At 34.6% G+C, this 16,032-nt stretch carries 16 protein-coding genes; 10 read left to right on the top strand and 6 right to left on the bottom strand.

The window, feature by feature from the left end; all coding sequences use genetic code 11:
* Nucleotides 1-100 precede the first annotated feature (100 nt).
* Together AVL50_RS23725 and AVL50_RS23720 are read left to right on the top strand one after the other, a co-directional pair.
* Nucleotides 101-343, top strand: coding sequence for a type B 50S ribosomal protein L31 (locus AVL50_RS23725; RefSeq protein WP_062619101.1), 243 nt, complete (start codon nt 101-103; stop codon nt 341-343).
* Between the two features lie 270 nt (nt 344-613).
* A complete protein-coding gene (locus AVL50_RS23720) occupies nt 614-1,801 on the top strand; it encodes a GlmU family protein (RefSeq protein ID WP_062619099.1) in 1,188 nt (395 codons plus the stop codon).
* 90 nt (nt 1,802-1,891) lie between these two features.
* Here the strand turns inward: AVL50_RS23720 and AVL50_RS23715 are convergent, their stop codons facing one another.
* The 3 genes from AVL50_RS23715 to AVL50_RS23705 form a co-directional block, all read right to left on the bottom strand.
* Nucleotides 1,892-2,467 carry a hypothetical protein gene (locus AVL50_RS23715; protein WP_062619098.1) on the bottom strand — a complete coding sequence of 192 codons (576 nt, stop codon included), beginning with the start codon at nt 2,465-2,467 and terminating at the stop codon, nt 1,892-1,894.
* Nucleotides 2,448-2,930 carry an RNA polymerase sigma factor gene (locus AVL50_RS23710; protein WP_062619096.1) on the bottom strand — a complete coding sequence of 161 codons (483 nt, stop codon included), beginning with the start codon at nt 2,928-2,930 and terminating at the stop codon, nt 2,448-2,450. The genes AVL50_RS23715 and AVL50_RS23710 overlap by 20 nt, the downstream gene beginning before the upstream one ends.
* Nucleotides 2,931-3,159: 229 nt before the next feature.
* On the bottom strand, nt 3,160-3,906 hold the full coding sequence (locus AVL50_RS23705) for a hypothetical protein (protein ID WP_062619094.1): 747 nt from the start codon (nt 3,904-3,906) through the stop codon (nt 3,160-3,162).
* 144 nt (nt 3,907-4,050) lie between these two features.
* Between AVL50_RS23705 and AVL50_RS23700 the strand changes: the two genes are divergently transcribed.
* The 3 genes from AVL50_RS23700 to AVL50_RS23690 all read left to right on the top strand — a co-directional run bounded on the left by AVL50_RS23700 (nt 4,051) and on the right by AVL50_RS23690 (nt 6,775).
* Nucleotides 4,051-4,665, top strand: coding sequence for a 2'-5' RNA ligase family protein (locus AVL50_RS23700; RefSeq protein ID WP_062619088.1), 615 nt, complete (start codon nt 4,051-4,053; stop codon nt 4,663-4,665).
* Between the two features lie 176 nt (nt 4,666-4,841).
* The gene (pdhA, locus tag AVL50_RS23695) at nt 4,842-5,858 is read left to right on the top strand and encodes a pyruvate dehydrogenase (acetyl-transferring) E1 component subunit alpha (protein ID WP_044211830.1); all 1,017 of its coding nucleotides are present in this window, start codon (nt 4,842-4,844) and stop codon (nt 5,856-5,858) included.
* A gap of 194 nt (nt 5,859-6,052) precedes the next feature.
* On the top strand, nt 6,053-6,775 hold the full coding sequence (locus AVL50_RS23690) for a tol-pal system YbgF family protein (protein ID WP_062619086.1): 723 nt from the start codon (nt 6,053-6,055) through the stop codon (nt 6,773-6,775).
* 105 nt (nt 6,776-6,880) lie between these two features.
* On the opposite strand, the gene AVL50_RS23685 is transcribed toward AVL50_RS23690, so the two are convergent.
* From AVL50_RS23685 to AVL50_RS23675, 3 genes are all read right to left on the bottom strand, one after another.
* Nucleotides 6,881-7,720, bottom strand: coding sequence for an AraC family transcriptional regulator (locus AVL50_RS23685; protein WP_062619085.1), 840 nt, complete (start codon nt 7,718-7,720; stop codon nt 6,881-6,883).
* Between the two features lie 90 nt (nt 7,721-7,810).
* Entirely contained in the window at nt 7,811-8,131 is a 321-nt protein-coding gene (gene trxA, locus AVL50_RS23680; RefSeq protein ID WP_062619082.1) for a thioredoxin, read from the bottom strand.
* 119 nt (nt 8,132-8,250) lie between these two features.
* Nucleotides 8,251-9,036, bottom strand: a complete 786-nt coding sequence (locus AVL50_RS23675; RefSeq protein WP_062619080.1) for an alpha/beta fold hydrolase — start codon at nt 9,034-9,036, stop codon at nt 8,251-8,253.
* A gap of 132 nt (nt 9,037-9,168) precedes the next feature.
* Here AVL50_RS23675 and AVL50_RS23670 point away from each other — a divergent pair, with 132 nt between their 5' ends.
* The 5 genes from AVL50_RS23670 to AVL50_RS23650 all read left to right on the top strand — a co-directional run bounded on the left by AVL50_RS23670 (nt 9,169) and on the right by AVL50_RS23650 (nt 15,976).
* Complete coding sequence (locus AVL50_RS23670; RefSeq protein WP_062619078.1) at nt 9,169-10,041, top strand: dienelactone hydrolase family protein; 873 nt, start codon at nt 9,169-9,171, stop codon at nt 10,039-10,041.
* A gap of 116 nt (nt 10,042-10,157) precedes the next feature.
* A complete protein-coding gene (locus tag AVL50_RS23665; protein ID WP_157491510.1) occupies nt 10,158-10,943 on the top strand; it encodes a hypothetical protein in 786 nt (261 codons plus the stop codon).
* Between the two features lie 21 nt (nt 10,944-10,964).
* Complete coding sequence (locus tag AVL50_RS23660; protein WP_157491509.1) at nt 10,965-11,726, top strand: hypothetical protein; 762 nt, start codon at nt 10,965-10,967, stop codon at nt 11,724-11,726.
* Nucleotides 11,727-11,845: 119 nt separating this feature from the next.
* Nucleotides 11,846-13,282: a hypothetical protein gene (locus AVL50_RS23655; protein ID WP_062619072.1), complete on the top strand. Its 1,437-nt coding sequence runs from the start codon at nt 11,846-11,848 to the stop codon at nt 13,280-13,282.
* Nucleotides 13,283-13,750: 468 nt separating this feature from the next.
* Nucleotides 13,751-15,976, top strand: coding sequence for a hypothetical protein (locus AVL50_RS23650; RefSeq protein ID WP_062619070.1), 2,226 nt, complete (start codon nt 13,751-13,753; stop codon nt 15,974-15,976).
* Nucleotides 15,977-16,032: the final 56 nt, after the last annotated feature.

Genomic DNA, 16,032 nt, shown 5'->3' with positions numbered 1-16,032 from the left:
GTTATCGAATTAATAGTCAGTTATTTTGTGTTATAAGTTTCAATATATTACTTTTGCATTTCGATTTGGGATTACAGAAAAAGTAAAAAATATTAATAAGATGAAACAAGACATTCATCCGGATTTCAGACCAGTGGTATTCCACGATCTGACTTCTAACGAAAAGTTCCTTATTGGATCTACAGTAGCTACATCTGAGACAATTGAATTCGAAGGTGAAACTTATCCTTTATTCAAAGTCGAGATTTCTTCTGCTTCTCACCCGTTCTACACTGGTAAGAAAGCGGCTATCTCAGCTGCAGGTCGTGTTGATAAATTCAACAAAAGATACGGAAAAAAATAATTCGTTTTTATCCACAAAAATCCACAATTTCATACGAAGTTGTGGATTTTTTTTGTGCCTAACTTTCTTACTTGCATCTTTGTTGTTGGTAGGAAACAAAAAAGCTTCTGGCATTAAATAAATTATCTCTTTAGAGTTACCTAGCTCTTCACTGTTTCCTATTGATCATTTTTTGTCCGTGATATCTCTCCTATGAGATATTTATTTTTCAGGTGTAAATCACCATTTTACCATTGCGATTTTGTGTAAAAATGGTTCAAAGCAATTATTATGAATATCATACTATTCGACAATCCGAAGACGAGAATTAAATTATTGCCCTTCACGTTTGTAAGACCAATTGCAGACATCCGTGTGGGTATTTTTAAAATATATGAAAAATGGGAAAAGGCTTTTAATGCTGAAACCTCATTTTTAACGGAAGAGTACTTACAAGGAAAGTTTCCATTAAAACATGGTGCAGATCAGTTTTATATCAATGGATCACTTTGTCCTAATCCTTATTTAATTCAGAAAATTCAAGAATTGAAAGAAGGGCAGGGTTTAGTTTGTGGAGAGGACTTGTTGGTGTTGCATACTTCAGCTAAGTTTGATCACTTAGAAGCTGAACCTGGTGATTTCGAAAAAATTGAAGTTCCGGCAGAAGAGGTCGTTTTAATTAAACATCCGTGGGAAATCTTTACACACAATAGAGAGCAGATAATGCAGGATTTTGAAGTGGTGACCAAAGGTAGAATCAGTCATCATATTGAAGATCCGCATACTGTGGTGTATGGTCGTGCAAATATTTTTGTAGAAGAAGGAGTGGAAGTAAGAGCTTCTATTTTGAATGCACAGAAAGGTCCAATTTATATTGGTAAAAATGCCGTGATTGAAGAGGGAGTGATTATCCAAGGTACTTGTGCCATTGGTGAAGGAACGCGTATCAATATGGGGGCGAAAATCCGTGAAGATTGTTCATTCGGACCGCATTGTAAAATTGGAGGAGAGATCAATAATTCTGTGGTATTTGGTTATTCTAATAAAGCACATGATGGCTACTTAGGCAATTCTGTGGTTGGTGAATGGTGTAACCTTGGGGCAGACACAAATAATTCTAACCTTAAAAACAATTATGGCCCAGTAAGAATCTGGAGTTATAAAGAAAGAAAATATGTAAGTACCGAACAGCAGTTCTGTGGTATGATGATGGCGGATTATTGTAAAGCAGGAATCAATACCATGTTTAATACAGGTACAGTGGTGGGTGTTTCAGCACACATTTTCGGTGGTGGTTTCCCTCCAAAACATATTCCTTCATTTGCTTGGGGTGCTATTGATTCGAACGAAGTAGCACAGCTGGATAAAATGATTGAGATTGCAGAAAGAGTGTTTGCTAGAAGAAAAGCAGATTTTACAGAGCATGATCGTCAGATTCTTACTAAGGTATTTGAATTGAGTAAATTTGACAGAATGTAATTTTTTACATTAAGTGATATAATTAAAGAAGGGATCTTCCTTACATGAAAAATGTAGAGAAGATCCCTTCTTCGTTTATAACCAGACTTTTTAACTTTTAATATCGCTGAAATATTGAATCAATTCATCAATTTTTGCGGTTTGCTTTTTTATTGCTTTTGGTCTGAAGTAAAACCAATTTACAGCAACCCAAGCCACTGTAACAATCACAAAAGGAATAGAGTAACTGGGTTGAAGTGCCATTAAATATTCGTACATATACAATCCTAATCCTAATGAGAATAATAGGAAATATAAAGAAGTAGTAGTGGTCTGAATTTTACGTTGTTTCTGCTTTATTTCTTTCAGCTTGTCAAGATATGCCATTGTATCAGTATCAAAACCAATTTCATTGATTAGACGGTACAATTTATTGACAGCTACTGTATAAATGATTAGAGACAAAATACCGCATCCAATTCCTATTTTAGCCAATAACAGTTCTGGGTCATAGTAAAATGCTATAAATAATAAATAGATAGCAGTGCCAACGCCTACAATGTTTTGTATGATTATGTTTTGAGTCGCTTTTTTTCTGTAAGCTTTTGCTTTTTCTAATACAACTTCAATATTGGGTTGGCTGCTTGACTGTTGTTGCCATAAATTTTTAAGATCTAGAGTACTCATAACGTGACATTTTTTTATTTAGTTTTTCTTTAATTCTATGGATTTTTGTACGGACATTTCCATTTGAAATCCCTACTATTTCTGCTATTTCACTCTGCGGTACCTCTTCCAGTTCAAGAGAAATAATCAATCTGTCAATCTCATCCAATGTTGAAATACATTGATATAGGAATTTAATTTGATCATTATCTTCAAAGTGACTTTCAGTAGTTGGCAAGTCATGATTAAGCGCGGTAGTTTGGTGTTTTTGCTTTTTCTCAACGGATCTCAAACAAGTATTGGATGCAATTCTGAAAATCCATGTACCAATGCTGGATTGTTGATTAAATGTGGAAAGCTTTTGATATACAATGACAAAAACATCTTGTGTAAGATCTTCAGCGAGATCCCGGTCGTTGACATAACCCATTGCAAGTCGAAAAACTTTCTGCCAATAGTTCTGATATATTTCTTCAAATTTCATTTATCGAATATTGAGAGCGTTTATCTTTTGGTTTTCATCTCTTTAGATACAAGTTATTGGGAAATGTTACATTGGGGTATGATTTTTTTTAGAAAAAAATAGAAATGCTTGTTTTTGATACTCTCAGACTAGTTTTTATTTTTGAAGATGGAATAAAAGTGCATTAAAAAAGCATTGCACTTAATGAAAATAAATGCAATGCCGGTAGTTATTAAGGAGGAGCACTTAATTAGTTAAAAGTAATGTTCGCTCTTTTTACACGATTAATTTTTCTTTTTGTATCAAAAATATCGCAGTTCAGAGAAAAGTAGAATACGTTACCAGTAAGCTGATTATAGTTTAGGGTAGTACCTTTAATATTTTCTTGATCACTTCCCCATGATTCGTTGAAGAATGGTGTCAAGTAATATTTGAACTTAAGGTTAGTCCCTTCACCAAATTGAATTCCGAACATTACACTTTGCTGGAAGTTCACTCTGTCGCTAAACCATACAGAGAACTTATCTTGTTTATTACCTCCCACAAATGTCTTTTCTTTATAATGAATAGGCTGTTCTATTTCATAGCCACCATAAATGAAGAAACCATTCAGGTTACCCAATTTAAAGCCAACAGGTAAACCTACATTGTAGGTTCTCATTTTTTTTCTCATCGTGCCGGAGAATTCTCCATCTTTATATTCATCAGGTACATCAAAAATAAAACCTATGTTTCTGATCGATAACCCGGCAAAAAGACCAAAGTGGTTGCCCACATCCATATTCAGATAGGATTGCCCATTAAAAAAAGGAGCAAATCGGATGACGTCATTCTGAATTTCCTGATTGTTGAGTTTGACAGCAGTCATGCCTGAGAAGATGATTTCCATTCCACCAGAAAAATAAAAGTCAGTTCTTCTGGATTCTTGACCATGACTGGAAAGTGAGAATATACAAATCCCCAATACGGTAAATAGTAGTTTTCTTAATTTGACCATAAGCTTATAGTTTTAGAAGTGGTAGCAGGTTTAGGTTAATTTGAAAAGAGTTCCTGCTTTAGAATTAATTTGCACTAGTATATTATCAAAAGACAAGGTTAAAATACGTAGGTTGCATCAAAAGTATTTTTAACCTCATTTTTTATGAAACATATCGCATTAGATCTGGTATTGCTTCCCAAAGCATCATGTATTGAATCCATTGTTGCGTACAACAGCAAACTTCCGGATACAGTATTGAAACTGGGCAAAAACAAAACTGTTCCTCATTTATCTCTTACAATGTGTAGAGTTGAGGCTAACCGATATGATGACTTAGTAGGAAAATTACAAGATTATTTGGAGGTCTTGGACCTTTCGGAGCTATTATCACTGAATGTTACATCAATCTATCAGCATAATATAAATACGATAGGATGGAATTTAGCATTAAGTACTCCCCTAAAACATCTGCATTATTCTTTATCTACTTTAATGAAGTCTTATCATAATGACAACTCAGCCAAAGAAGAAAACAAAGATTTTACTGTTATTCACCCTCATATGCCTTTTTCAGGCGTGGATTATCTCAATGTTTTTTTTGAAGAATATGCGTTTGACAACTATCAACCTCACATTACTTTAGGGCAGGGTGATGCTCAAGTTTGTGAAGAATGGCTGATGAAAAATATTGAATTTGATAGAATAGCACTTTTTCACATGGGAACAGGCTGTACTTGTGAAAAGTTGCTTTGGGAGACGAAGATCAGCAATAATTAATGAGCTAGATTTTAGGAGAATTGATTAAAAATTGAGGATGACATATAATTGAAGGGAATATTGATTGTTTTTTTATCGATTTATTAGCAGATTTGGGGGGAAAACGAAAAATTAAAAATATCTTTTAGCGTTCTTACCGCTTTATGGAAGGCGCTAACACTCAACAACCGTAAGAGATGTCTCAAGAAAAAGTACTGAAAGAAGAACGTGCATTCTCCAAAGAACAATACTGGGAATGGTATGAAAATATGCTATTAGTTAGACGTTTTGAAGAGAAAACGGCGCAGTTGTACGGTCAGCAAAAAATCAGAGGTTTCTGTCACTTATATATTGGACAAGAAGCTTGTGCTGCAGGTCAAGTATCAGCTCTAACTAAAGATGATCATTATATCACAGCTTACCGTGACCACGCTCACCCAATCATGTTGGGAACTGACCCTGGTGCAGTAATGGCTGAGATGTATGGTAGAGCTACTGGTACTACTAAAGGTAAAGGTGGTTCAATGCACATTTTTGACAAATCAGTAAACTTTGCTGGTGGTCATGGTATTGTAGGTGCTCAAATTCCAATGGGTGCAGGTATTGCATTCAGTGAAAAATACAAAGGCACTAAGAACCTTTGCGTGACAATGTTTGGTGATGGTGCAATCCGTCAGGGTGCAATGCACGAAGCATTCAACATGGCAATGGCTTGGAAATTACCAGTAATCTTTATCGTAGAGAACAATGGTTATGCAATGGGTACTTCAGTAGAGCGTACTTCCAATGTACACCACCTTTATGAATTAGGTTCTGCTTATGATATCCCATCTCGTCCAGTAGACGGTATGGATGTGGAAGAAGTACATATCGCAATGGAAGAAGCTGCGGCTCACATCCGTGCAGGTAAAGGTCCTTATTTCTTAGAATTCAGAACTTACCGTTACAAAGGTCACTCTATGTCTGACCCTGCAAAATACCGTACAAAAGAGGAAGTTGCAGAGTACAAAGCACAAGACCCGATCGAGAAAGTGAAAAACAAATTAATCGAGAAAGGTTATGCTACAGCTGAAGAGTTGAAAGAGTTTGATAAGAAAATGAAGCAGAAGGTATTGGATGCTGTGAAGTTCGCAGAGGAATCTCCATTCCCAGATGCATCAGAAGCTTACACTGACGTATACGTTGAGCCAGATTATCCTTTCTTAGATTCTTAATCGAGTTAGAAAATTTAAAAATATACGTAAGGCATCCTTTTTAGGATGCCTTTTTTTGTGAAAAAAACATTAAAATATCAATTTTAAGTGCAAACAGTACTTAAAAATATTATGTTTCGGGAATATTTTTTAAATTTGCCGACTGATAATTTTGAAACTTTAGGCTTAGCCTATTTTATATATACATGGCGACCATGAAAGAAAAGAAACACAATACAGTGAAAGGAACTACAAATGAGGAGCACAACGAGTATGAAGTATTCGAGAGTGCTGAGGTTTTACAGGACAGATTAGTAGAGTCTCAAGATTTTTTTGAAAAGAATAAAAATGTCGTTCTTGTTGTTTTAGGCGTTGTCGTAGCAGCAATTGCGGGTTATTTCTTATACGGTGTAAACATTGAAAAGCAGAACACGGAAGCTCAGGCTGAATTGTCACCTGCAGTTTTCTATTTTGAAAAAGACTCTTTAGGAAAAGCATTAAACGGCGATGGTAACCTTACAGGAGGTTTCTTGGAAATCGCTGATGAATATAGCGGAACAAAAGCTGCAAACTTAGCCAACTACTATGCTGGTGTTTCATTTATGAGATTAGGTGAGTATGAAAAAGCAATCTCACACTTAGAAGCATTTTCAGCTAAAGATGAGTTAGTTCAAGCTCGTGCTTATGCTTTAATTGGTGATGCTAACGTTGAGTTAGAAGCTTACTCAAAAGCAATTTCTTCTTACAAAGAAGCTATCTCATACAAAGCAAACAAAGAATTCACTCCTTCATATATGATGAAATTAGCTTTCACATATGAAGCAGCTGGCGACAACGCTAAAGCTTTAAGTACTTACAACGATTTGGTTGCTAAGTATCCTAAGGCACAAGAAGTAAATGACGCTAAGAAATTTGCAGCCGTTTTAGCTGCGAAGTAAGTATAAATCTTTTCTTATAAAATAGGCTATCTTTTTCTAGAAGATAGCCTATTTTTTTATGCCTAATTTTCTCGATCAGATATTATTGATTTTTTAAAGAGAGAATTATGCCGTCGCTTTTTCAGTGTATTTATTTCTATAGTCACTAGGACTAAGTTTTTCCATTTTCTTGAAGAACCTGCTGAAGGCTTGAATATCATCGTAGCCTAATTCATAGGCGATTTCTGATATTGATTTATCAGTGTATATGATTTGTCTTCTTGCTTCTAAAATGATTCTATCTTGGATAAACTGTAAAGGAGATTTTTGTCCTAATAGTTTGAAAGCATTAGAAAGCGTTTTAGGTGATTTGTTTAATAGTTCAGCATATTCACCCACAGACTTTTTCTCTTTGAAATGCAACTCTACTAAGAAGTTGAATTCCTTTACTACTGTCAGTTTATCTTCACTTAATGTAGATAGTGAAGTTTGTTTTTTCATGATTCTAGTACACAAGATCAACAGTCGTTTCAATAGCATCTGAAGCATCTCTAGTTGATGATCATCAGTGGACTCCATCTCATTTTCAAAAACTTTCCAAAGCGACATCAATGTATCACCATCATTATTTGTAATACTGATTTTTGGGAGTGACGATGCACCAAAGAAAAGGATGCCTTTACAGCCCACATCTGAGTCATGATTAAGAATACAATAGAAAGGCCTATTGAAACGTAGCAATTTACCTTTGGTAATATTGATTTCCTCGATTTTATGGAATTCTGTTAGAAACACAATTTCATTAGGACAAAAGGAATATAAGCGCCCGTCAATTCTAAGCTGACTTTCTTCTGCAAACCAGATTACGCTGAGTTTACTGCTGTTGTCATCGAAAAGTGATAATTTTTTTTCGTCTGTCAGTTCCTTTATTTCGAGATATTCTCCTGTTGATTTCAAAAATTTCATAGGAATAAAAATAGGGTTAAGCGAGTAGAGAAACCTAATAAAAGGGATATCTACTCGCTAAACAACATTTTTATAAAAAAACTAGTGGTTCTAGTTTGCAATAGCTTCTAAATGAGTTCTTAACTCTTTCTCAGCTGCCATACCTACATGTGTTTTCACAACCTCTCCATTTTTAATGAAAACAAGGTTAGGAATACTTCTTACTTTATAGAGTGTAGCCAATTCCGGCACCTCTTCAATATTGACTTTTTGAATAGCTACTTTACCTTCATATTCATCAGAAAGCTTTTCTACAGTGGGCAGTAAAGCTTGACAAGGTCCACACCAATCTGCATAAAAATCAATTAAGATAGGTGTGTTGCTTTCATTGATCAATTGATTGTACTCTTCAAAATTGTTTATCTTTTTCATCGTATCGTTTTTTATCTGTTTATCTAAATGAACAATACAAAGATGCAGGATAAACCAGAGGCAGTGTTATGCTTTAATACCCGAAGGCTGTGCTAATTTTCCTTTGACAATAAATCGTTCTAATTCATGTTATTGACATGTGTAAGGAAGTTAAGCAGCACTTGCTGTGTTTCTAAAGTAGCTTCAAACATACCCATGTGTCCTACATCATCTTTGATAAAAATATGAGCGTTTTTAGGTAGGTGTATTTCTTCAATACTTTTTCGAAGAGGAACAGCATTGTCTTTCTTTCCTATTATATAAAGTACAGGAATTTCCAGTTGTCCCAGCAAAGCGGTGCTGTCTTCTCTTAGTCCCATGGCAAGAGATATTTTGGCTATAGTTTCTACTTTCTCATGACAAGCTGTATCAATAATTTCCTGAATAATAGGTCTGTGGTTTTCTCTATGTTTTTCAGCGAATAAATTACCGATCATAGGGGCAACAAAAGTGCGGATACCATTATCTCTCACAAAGTCAGCTGCTTTTTTTCTTACTTCTTTCTTTGCCTCGTCATCCTCAAAAGCAGTGGAGTGGAAAAGACCAATTCCATTAAGATTGCTTTCGTATTTTTTCGCATATGCTAGAGTTACATAGCCACCTAAAGAATGACCTACAAGGGTAAATTTTGAAATAGAAAGATCTTGTAGTGTATTATGAATCTCATCTGCAAAATCACTTAACTGAGGTTGTTCTTGCTGGATTGCATCACTTTCACCACAGCCTGGCAGGTCAATACATATTACTCTATAATAAGGTGTGAAGACCTGAATAAAGTCTTTCCATATTGTTTTGGTTTCACAAAATCCGTGGATTAATACTAATGCAGGTTTATCTATAGCTTTATTATCTGTGTACGAAAGCATCTTAATTTGTTTTTAATGATTAAATTTTCTCACAAATAATAACCAAGGGAGGTGATTAAAACAAACATTATTTTTTTAGGTTATATTGAAAATGAATAATCAGGCTATCAACACCAACAATTTTTAAACACAATGAAAAACACAACATTTATTACTCTTCTTTTACTCTTCAGTGGACTTTCAGCACTATTGGCTTTGCACAATCCTTCCAAACCTGAAAAAGTGGTGCTTTGTCATGCAGACATTGAGGCCGTACGAAAATTTGCTTTATTTACAGAAGAAGCTGAATTCAGAAAGGCACATGCGATGACTAGGGAATTGAAGACCCATAAATTTTCTGGAAAAAGAATCTCTTTTGATGTGGCAGGGGGAACGAAAGGGGAAGCTTACTTTGTCTCTTCCAAAAAGAAGTCAAACAAGTATCTTTTTGTTTTCCATGAATGGTGGGGACTCAATGACTATGTGAGAAATGAATCTGACCGTTTATCGAAAGAACTGAAAGACGTCAATATTATTGCATTGGATTTATATGATGGAAAAGTAGGGACAACAAGAGAAGAGGCAAGTAAATACATGAAAGCTTGTGACCCCAAAAGAGCGGCTTCAATTGTAAATGGGGCTATGGCTTATGTGGGAAAAGATGCAAAAATAGCAACTATTGGCTGGTGTTTTGGAGGTGGTTGGTCACTTCAATCCGCTTTGCTTTTAAAACAGCAGGCCGTAGGATGTGTCATTTATTATGGTATGCCTGTACAGGATGTGGAGCGCTTATCAGAATTGAACTGTGATGTATTGGGCATTTTTGGGGAGGAAGATAAATGGATCAATCCTGATGTGGTTGCAGAATTTGAAGGTCATATGAAGGAAGCTGATAAAGGATTGACAGTGAAAATGTACAAAGCGAATCATGCTTTCGCAAATCCTTCTTCGGATAGATATATGGAGGCAGATGCTCAAAATGCGAATAAAGAAGCATTGATGTATTTGAAGAAAAGATTTAAATAGTTGATCACTCTCAAGCTTGTCAATTCAAAGAATTACTCTAGTAAGCAAAAGGCAGAATAGGGTAATTCTTTATTTTTTGCACTTCTAATAATGAATTCACTTAAACAATAAGAAAAATGGTTAAGAAATTTATTATTGGAACATTAATGCTTTTGTCCTCTTTAACTATCTACGCTCAATCACCTATGTTACCTTCTATGTCAATTCCTTCTTTAGGAGGAGGCACGAATGCACATGCAGGTACATATACTGGCGATGGTGTATTTGTGGGAGTAGCAACATTACACTCCCAACACTTAAATTTTGCATCAGCTTCTGTGTTATGGAATACAGGTTGGGATGTTTTAGGGGCGAAGTATTCAATGATGATTGCACAGCCTATGTTGATGGATGGGAATTATCAGAATCATTTCTTCCCGGTTGTTTATATCACGCCTCTTCAACTTTCATGGGATTTAGGAACTACAAAATTACAAGGTAGCTATTCAGCCTTAATAGGAAGAGAATTGCCCGTAGACGCGCATTTAATTTCTGTTAAAGCCACTCAATATATTCTTGATGGAAAATACTCAATAAATGGAGGCGTAACTTATGAACATAGAGTTGCTAGACCAGAATTAGGGCGGACATTAGGAAGTGCAATGGTTTTTGAGGCTAATATTTCGAGGCACTTTACTAATGGGAGTACTGTAGGTGTTTTCGGTTATTATAATACAAATACATCAAAAGAAATTGTTGAAGGAAGATCCCTTTTCAATGACATTTCAGGTACCCGTGGAATAGGTGTAGATACCTCTCACCCGCTTGGTAAGCACTTGTTTTTAAATGGTAAATTTATCTATGACATGCAACCTAACAAGGTGACAAGATGCAATAAAGTAGTACTTTCACTCGCCTATTAATTTTAGAAATGTATGGGATGGATGAAAAAAGTAGTACAATGTGTTTTATGTTCGGCAATATTGGGTGTAAGTAATACTTACGCTCAATCTGATGAAAAAGTCATAGATCCCTCAAAGCCCACTAATGTTTATACACGCATTAATAACAATTTTGAGCATACAAACCTCAAAGATGGTACACAACTAACAGGATATCGTTTTAATTTAAGTTATGCGGTAAGTGATTTTCAGACCACATTAGAAATTCCTTTACTGTACAATCACACTACTCAGAAAGTAGGAATGGGTGATTTGAGGTTAAGGACTTTTTATGTGCCGTATACAGATTATTCTAAAACGTTAGGAGGCTTAGGTGTATCAATGGATATTTTTGCTCCAATGGGCAATAGAATAGAAGGTATTAGTTCTGGCAACTGGAGTATTTCACCAGGTATTATAGCAGGTATTATGGTCAGTGATAGTTATTCAATTTGGCCAATTTTATCCTATAGATATCAGTTTGCTGATCCTAATTTAGTAGAAGGGAGAGCACAGAATATTGAGAAGCATGGAATGACATTTCAGTTGATGAACTCAATAAATATATCAGAAAAGATTTATTTGCTGGTCACGCCAATGCTTATTCAAAATGATTTTGCTACGATGCAAAGCTTTGATTATGGAGGAGAGGTAGAATTCAATTATATGCTGGTAAAGAATAAATTGCAAGTGGGCTGTTTCTCCAGACAGTTAGCCAATTCGGAATATTCTTCATACAGACTAATGTTGAGATTCTTTCTGTAGCTCTATTATAGTTTAATCAAATAAATACCTCAGTACATAAAAGAAAACAAGCGTATTCTTTTTCGTGCTGAGGTATTTTTATTTACTTAAAGTCAAAAGCAGACGATACCAACACTATTATGAGAGAATTTCGACTTTATACTTTCCTTTTTTTCTCCTTCTTCTCTTTCGCTCATGCCCAAGAACACAAGGTTCATGAGAATGGAATGGTCTATCATGACTCAACAATTTCTCACTTTAGAACTATAGTAGATTCCATAACAGCTGTATTTGATACTGTGGCATTGAACAAAATCTATTATTCAAAGAAACAATCGAGAGGATACTGTTTTGAATTTAGAGGAGATACTGCCGAACAGATCAATAAAGACTTTGAGCATAGAATAACCTTTGAGGATTTTAAAGCAAAATACTTAAAAGGTAAAGAGTTAGAGGAGGTAGTGATGCATAAAGTTCATCTCTTTGATAAATTTATTATCCTAACTAAACCTTCAGGAGAGTATTTTTTTCCACTGTCTGATATGTCATATAAAAGTACAGCACAAGATTCCTTAGATTATAATAAGTTCATAAAAGACAAACTAAAAGGAGAACTTTGTTCAAACTTTATTGACTATAAAGCTTTAAAGCAGGAGAGTACAATAAGTATCTTCTACATTATAGATGATTTTGAGAATAGACCTCTAAAAGAAGATTATGCTCGGATGATTCAATATAGTTATAGTTTGATCGATACAAATCATACAATCTTATTTGAAGATGGAGAACTTTTTAAATCTAATCCTTCCGTTGAACGTTTTTATAATTACATAGAGTCCGAGATAGAACAAGGTAAGTCTGAAAAGGAGTTTGCACAGACAGAAGAATTTGAACAGCTATTAGCAGCAGCGATAAAAGAAGGATATGATGGTGGGTTCAAACGAAGAAGTTATGAATATTATGTAGAAAAATATCATTCAGCAGAATTAGCTCTATTCTTTAAAAGGAGTGTAGAATTTTTTCTATCATGCGCTGCCGACCCTGCAGATAATGTTCATTATCAAGAAATATTCAGTTTAGTGACTAAAACTTTGAATAAAGATATTTTCTTCAGGTGTCATGTCAATAATATGTGCCCTTCTTACCCTGATTGTGCTCAATTTTGTTTTAATAATGAAGATCTAAACGTTCATAAATACACTTCTTTCGAAGATTTTTCACCTAAAATAAAAGAATTGGAAGCGATGAATATCAACGTTTTTGATTTCTTTATAGGCTTAATATTAGATGTATCTAATCCAGTTCCTAATGGAATCGATGCCTGTTTACATACTTTGGGTTCCAATCTATCAAGGGCTAGTGATTTAGATCAGATTGATGCCCGGTTCTTTTCTGTTTTGGAGGATGAAGATCTTGACTTAAATAATAGGATTAGAATCAATTATTTATTTCAAATTTATAATAGAAATTTAAAAGAGATCGATATTCAACGCTTTGAGAAAAATGAGTTAGCCTTCGAAACTTTTGTGGGTAACTTACCAGAAAAATTAAGGAATAATTTTAGTAAGATCTATTAAAATAATGCATTAAAAATCTACTTCTGCTGACCTTAATACATGCCTAAGACGTTAAACATACTCTCATATTGCTTCTTGTTAGCAGTAATGATAAAAAGTAGTAAAAATGATTTTGAATTGGTCTATATAATTGCTAAAATTATACTAACAAGCTTAAGGCATAAATGATGAATGAAGTAAAACTATTGAAATATAAAATCAAACATGTCGCTTGTTTAGTGTATTTAAAGACTAATTCTCTTTTAACAGAAAAGGGAAATGAAATCAAAAATGAAAACAATGAAAAATAGCTTGTGTACTTCAATGAGTGTATAACATTTTTTGGAAATGGAACTGATGCATGCACAATTGAAAACTTGTATTAAAATCCTTACAAGCTGTAAATATTGAGTAAACTCTTTTCACTTAAAGCTTAATTAGAATGTTTACTCAGGCCTTTAAACTTTTTAAATAATAAATTCCTCAAAAATGAAATCAAACTTCATGTTACTTTTGTTAGCGTTGTTTGCTAACAGTGTATTTGCTCAATCGTCTAAACATTGGACTATCTATGGCAATGACTTTGTCTATCAGAATGGAAAGTACTCTCAAGATGAAAAGTTAACAGTCCCTCTTGCCAGTCATGTTTCTTCCCTAAAACGTCTAAAAGACGGACGTATATTTGGTACAAGTCAACAGGGAGCTATTTTGGTCAGTAATGGCCAGGTCAGAAATGTAAAAGCTCATGAATTTTCTAGTGAAGAGCATGGAGATCCTATTGTCAATTTGGAAAACTTTGTAAGAGGATATAAGCCTAATCCAGATTTTCATGAATTGATGGATCTTAAGTCAGCAGGCTGGGATACGGAAGGCAATTTGTATATCCCAGATGTGAAAATGGGCTTGAGAATAATGAAAGAAGCCGGTGTTAAAGGAAAGTACGTGGCTATTCCGGATACTTATAAAAGTACTTGGGCATTGTATAATATCGTTGGTCTTGACAAAGGGTTTATTGCAGGTTTAAGTAAAGTCATTAAAAGAAAAGACGGTTCAAGTACTGAAGAATATCGATTTGTATACTTCAATGGCACAGACTACAAAATAGAAAAGCTACCAAAGGAGCCTAGTGAAAACGATAAAAACCCTTTGATGTCTGCTGCTTCAGAAAGAGAACACATCCTGACTGATATTTTTAAAGATAAAAAAGGGAGATATTGGGTGACTGGTAAAAACAAAGTATTCCTTTTTAAGGAAGGACAATTAGAAGAGCAATTCTCTATTAAAACAGATAATATTAAAGCGTTTGCAGTTAACGATAAAGGAGAGGCGTTGATTGATATGGCTTCAGGCAATGTAGTGGTTTATGATATCAATGCTAAAAAGATTGATATGAGCTTCAAGAAATCAAAGACAATCATTTGTGGTACATTAAGTTCATCTTATCCTAAAATTACAGATATAGAAGTAGATGATAAAAACCGTTTTGTGATTGCTACTGCAAATGTTTCTACTAAATATAACAGAAAGAACAAAAGTTTTATTGAGGAACAAACATTTAATGGAGGTGCAGTTGTAATACTTGATTTACCTACTTATCAATCTGAAAGCAGTTTGAAAATACTTAATTCTTATACTGATAAAGATGAAAAGTTCTTGGAATTAGTAGGCCAAGATCATCTTAATGACGATTTGGGTAACCAATACATTTTAGCTGTAAATGGTGAATCAATCAGAAAGATTGACGCTCAAGGAAACACTAAAGAATTTACAATTGAAGATTTAACGAAGAAAGCGGGTTACAAATATCCAGACTTTAAAATTTATACATCAAACTGGTCTATTGATAAGAAAAGCGGTGCTCTTTATATCACTACACCCACTAGAAAGCTCACTTTTAAAATGAAAGCAGATGAGTCTGTTGAGCAGATCACTTTTGTTTTAGATAAAAAACTTGGTGGTAAAAGTGCCAAATTAATGGTCTATGATAATGTAAATGATGCATTGTGGTTAGCGACAGGAAAAGGCTATGTCTACCACCCAATGAATGGTGGAGAGATCAAGTATTTCACTAAAAAGGAGACAGGACTTGGAACAGGATATGGTTTGTTCCAAATGAGAATGGATGAAAAAGGAACGCTTTGGGTGAGTAACTCAAAAGGGGTAGGTGCTTTTACAAAAGACGGTTTCAAAGTGTATGAGAACCCTAAAGAAGGCAATTTATCTAACTTTATTATTGAAGACTATAATGGTGTAGCGAACTGTATTGGAGGAAAAGGAGTAGCACAAATAAAAGATGGTGCAGTAAATGAGATTACTTCTTTCCAAGCATTAAAAGAGGCATTGGACAAGAAATTCCCTGATGCACCAAATTCTACAATGGTCAAGAAAGCGTGTTTTGACAAAGAAAATCAGCTTTGGGTAGCCACAAAAGATAATATTATTGGTCATTTTGATGGTACAAATTGGGAGGTATTTACACTCAATAAATTCTATACAGATGAGGATGTATTTGATATCTTCTTAGATAGAAATGATAGAGTGAATATTGTGATTGCAAAGATGCCAGCACCAGTGATTACGACTCCAACTCAAACGGCAGCTGCGGCAGAAGCGGCCGCTAAGGAAACAGTAGGACAGAAATTCGAGAAGAAAGTAAATAAGTCAATCTATTTTGAAAGTACTGTTGTGCTTGTGGATAAAAACAATGAGAACTAAAAGACAATAGCTCTTTAAGTAAAAACAAGACCTGCTTATAGAAATATAGGCAGGTC

The sequence above is a fragment of the Flammeovirga sp. SJP92 genome, from assembly GCF_001583495.1.
Taxonomy (GTDB): domain Bacteria; phylum Bacteroidota; class Bacteroidia; order Cytophagales; family Flammeovirgaceae; genus Flammeovirga.
The sequence above is the reverse complement of the archived record's forward strand: the minus strand, read 5'-3'. Positions and strand labels throughout refer to the sequence as shown.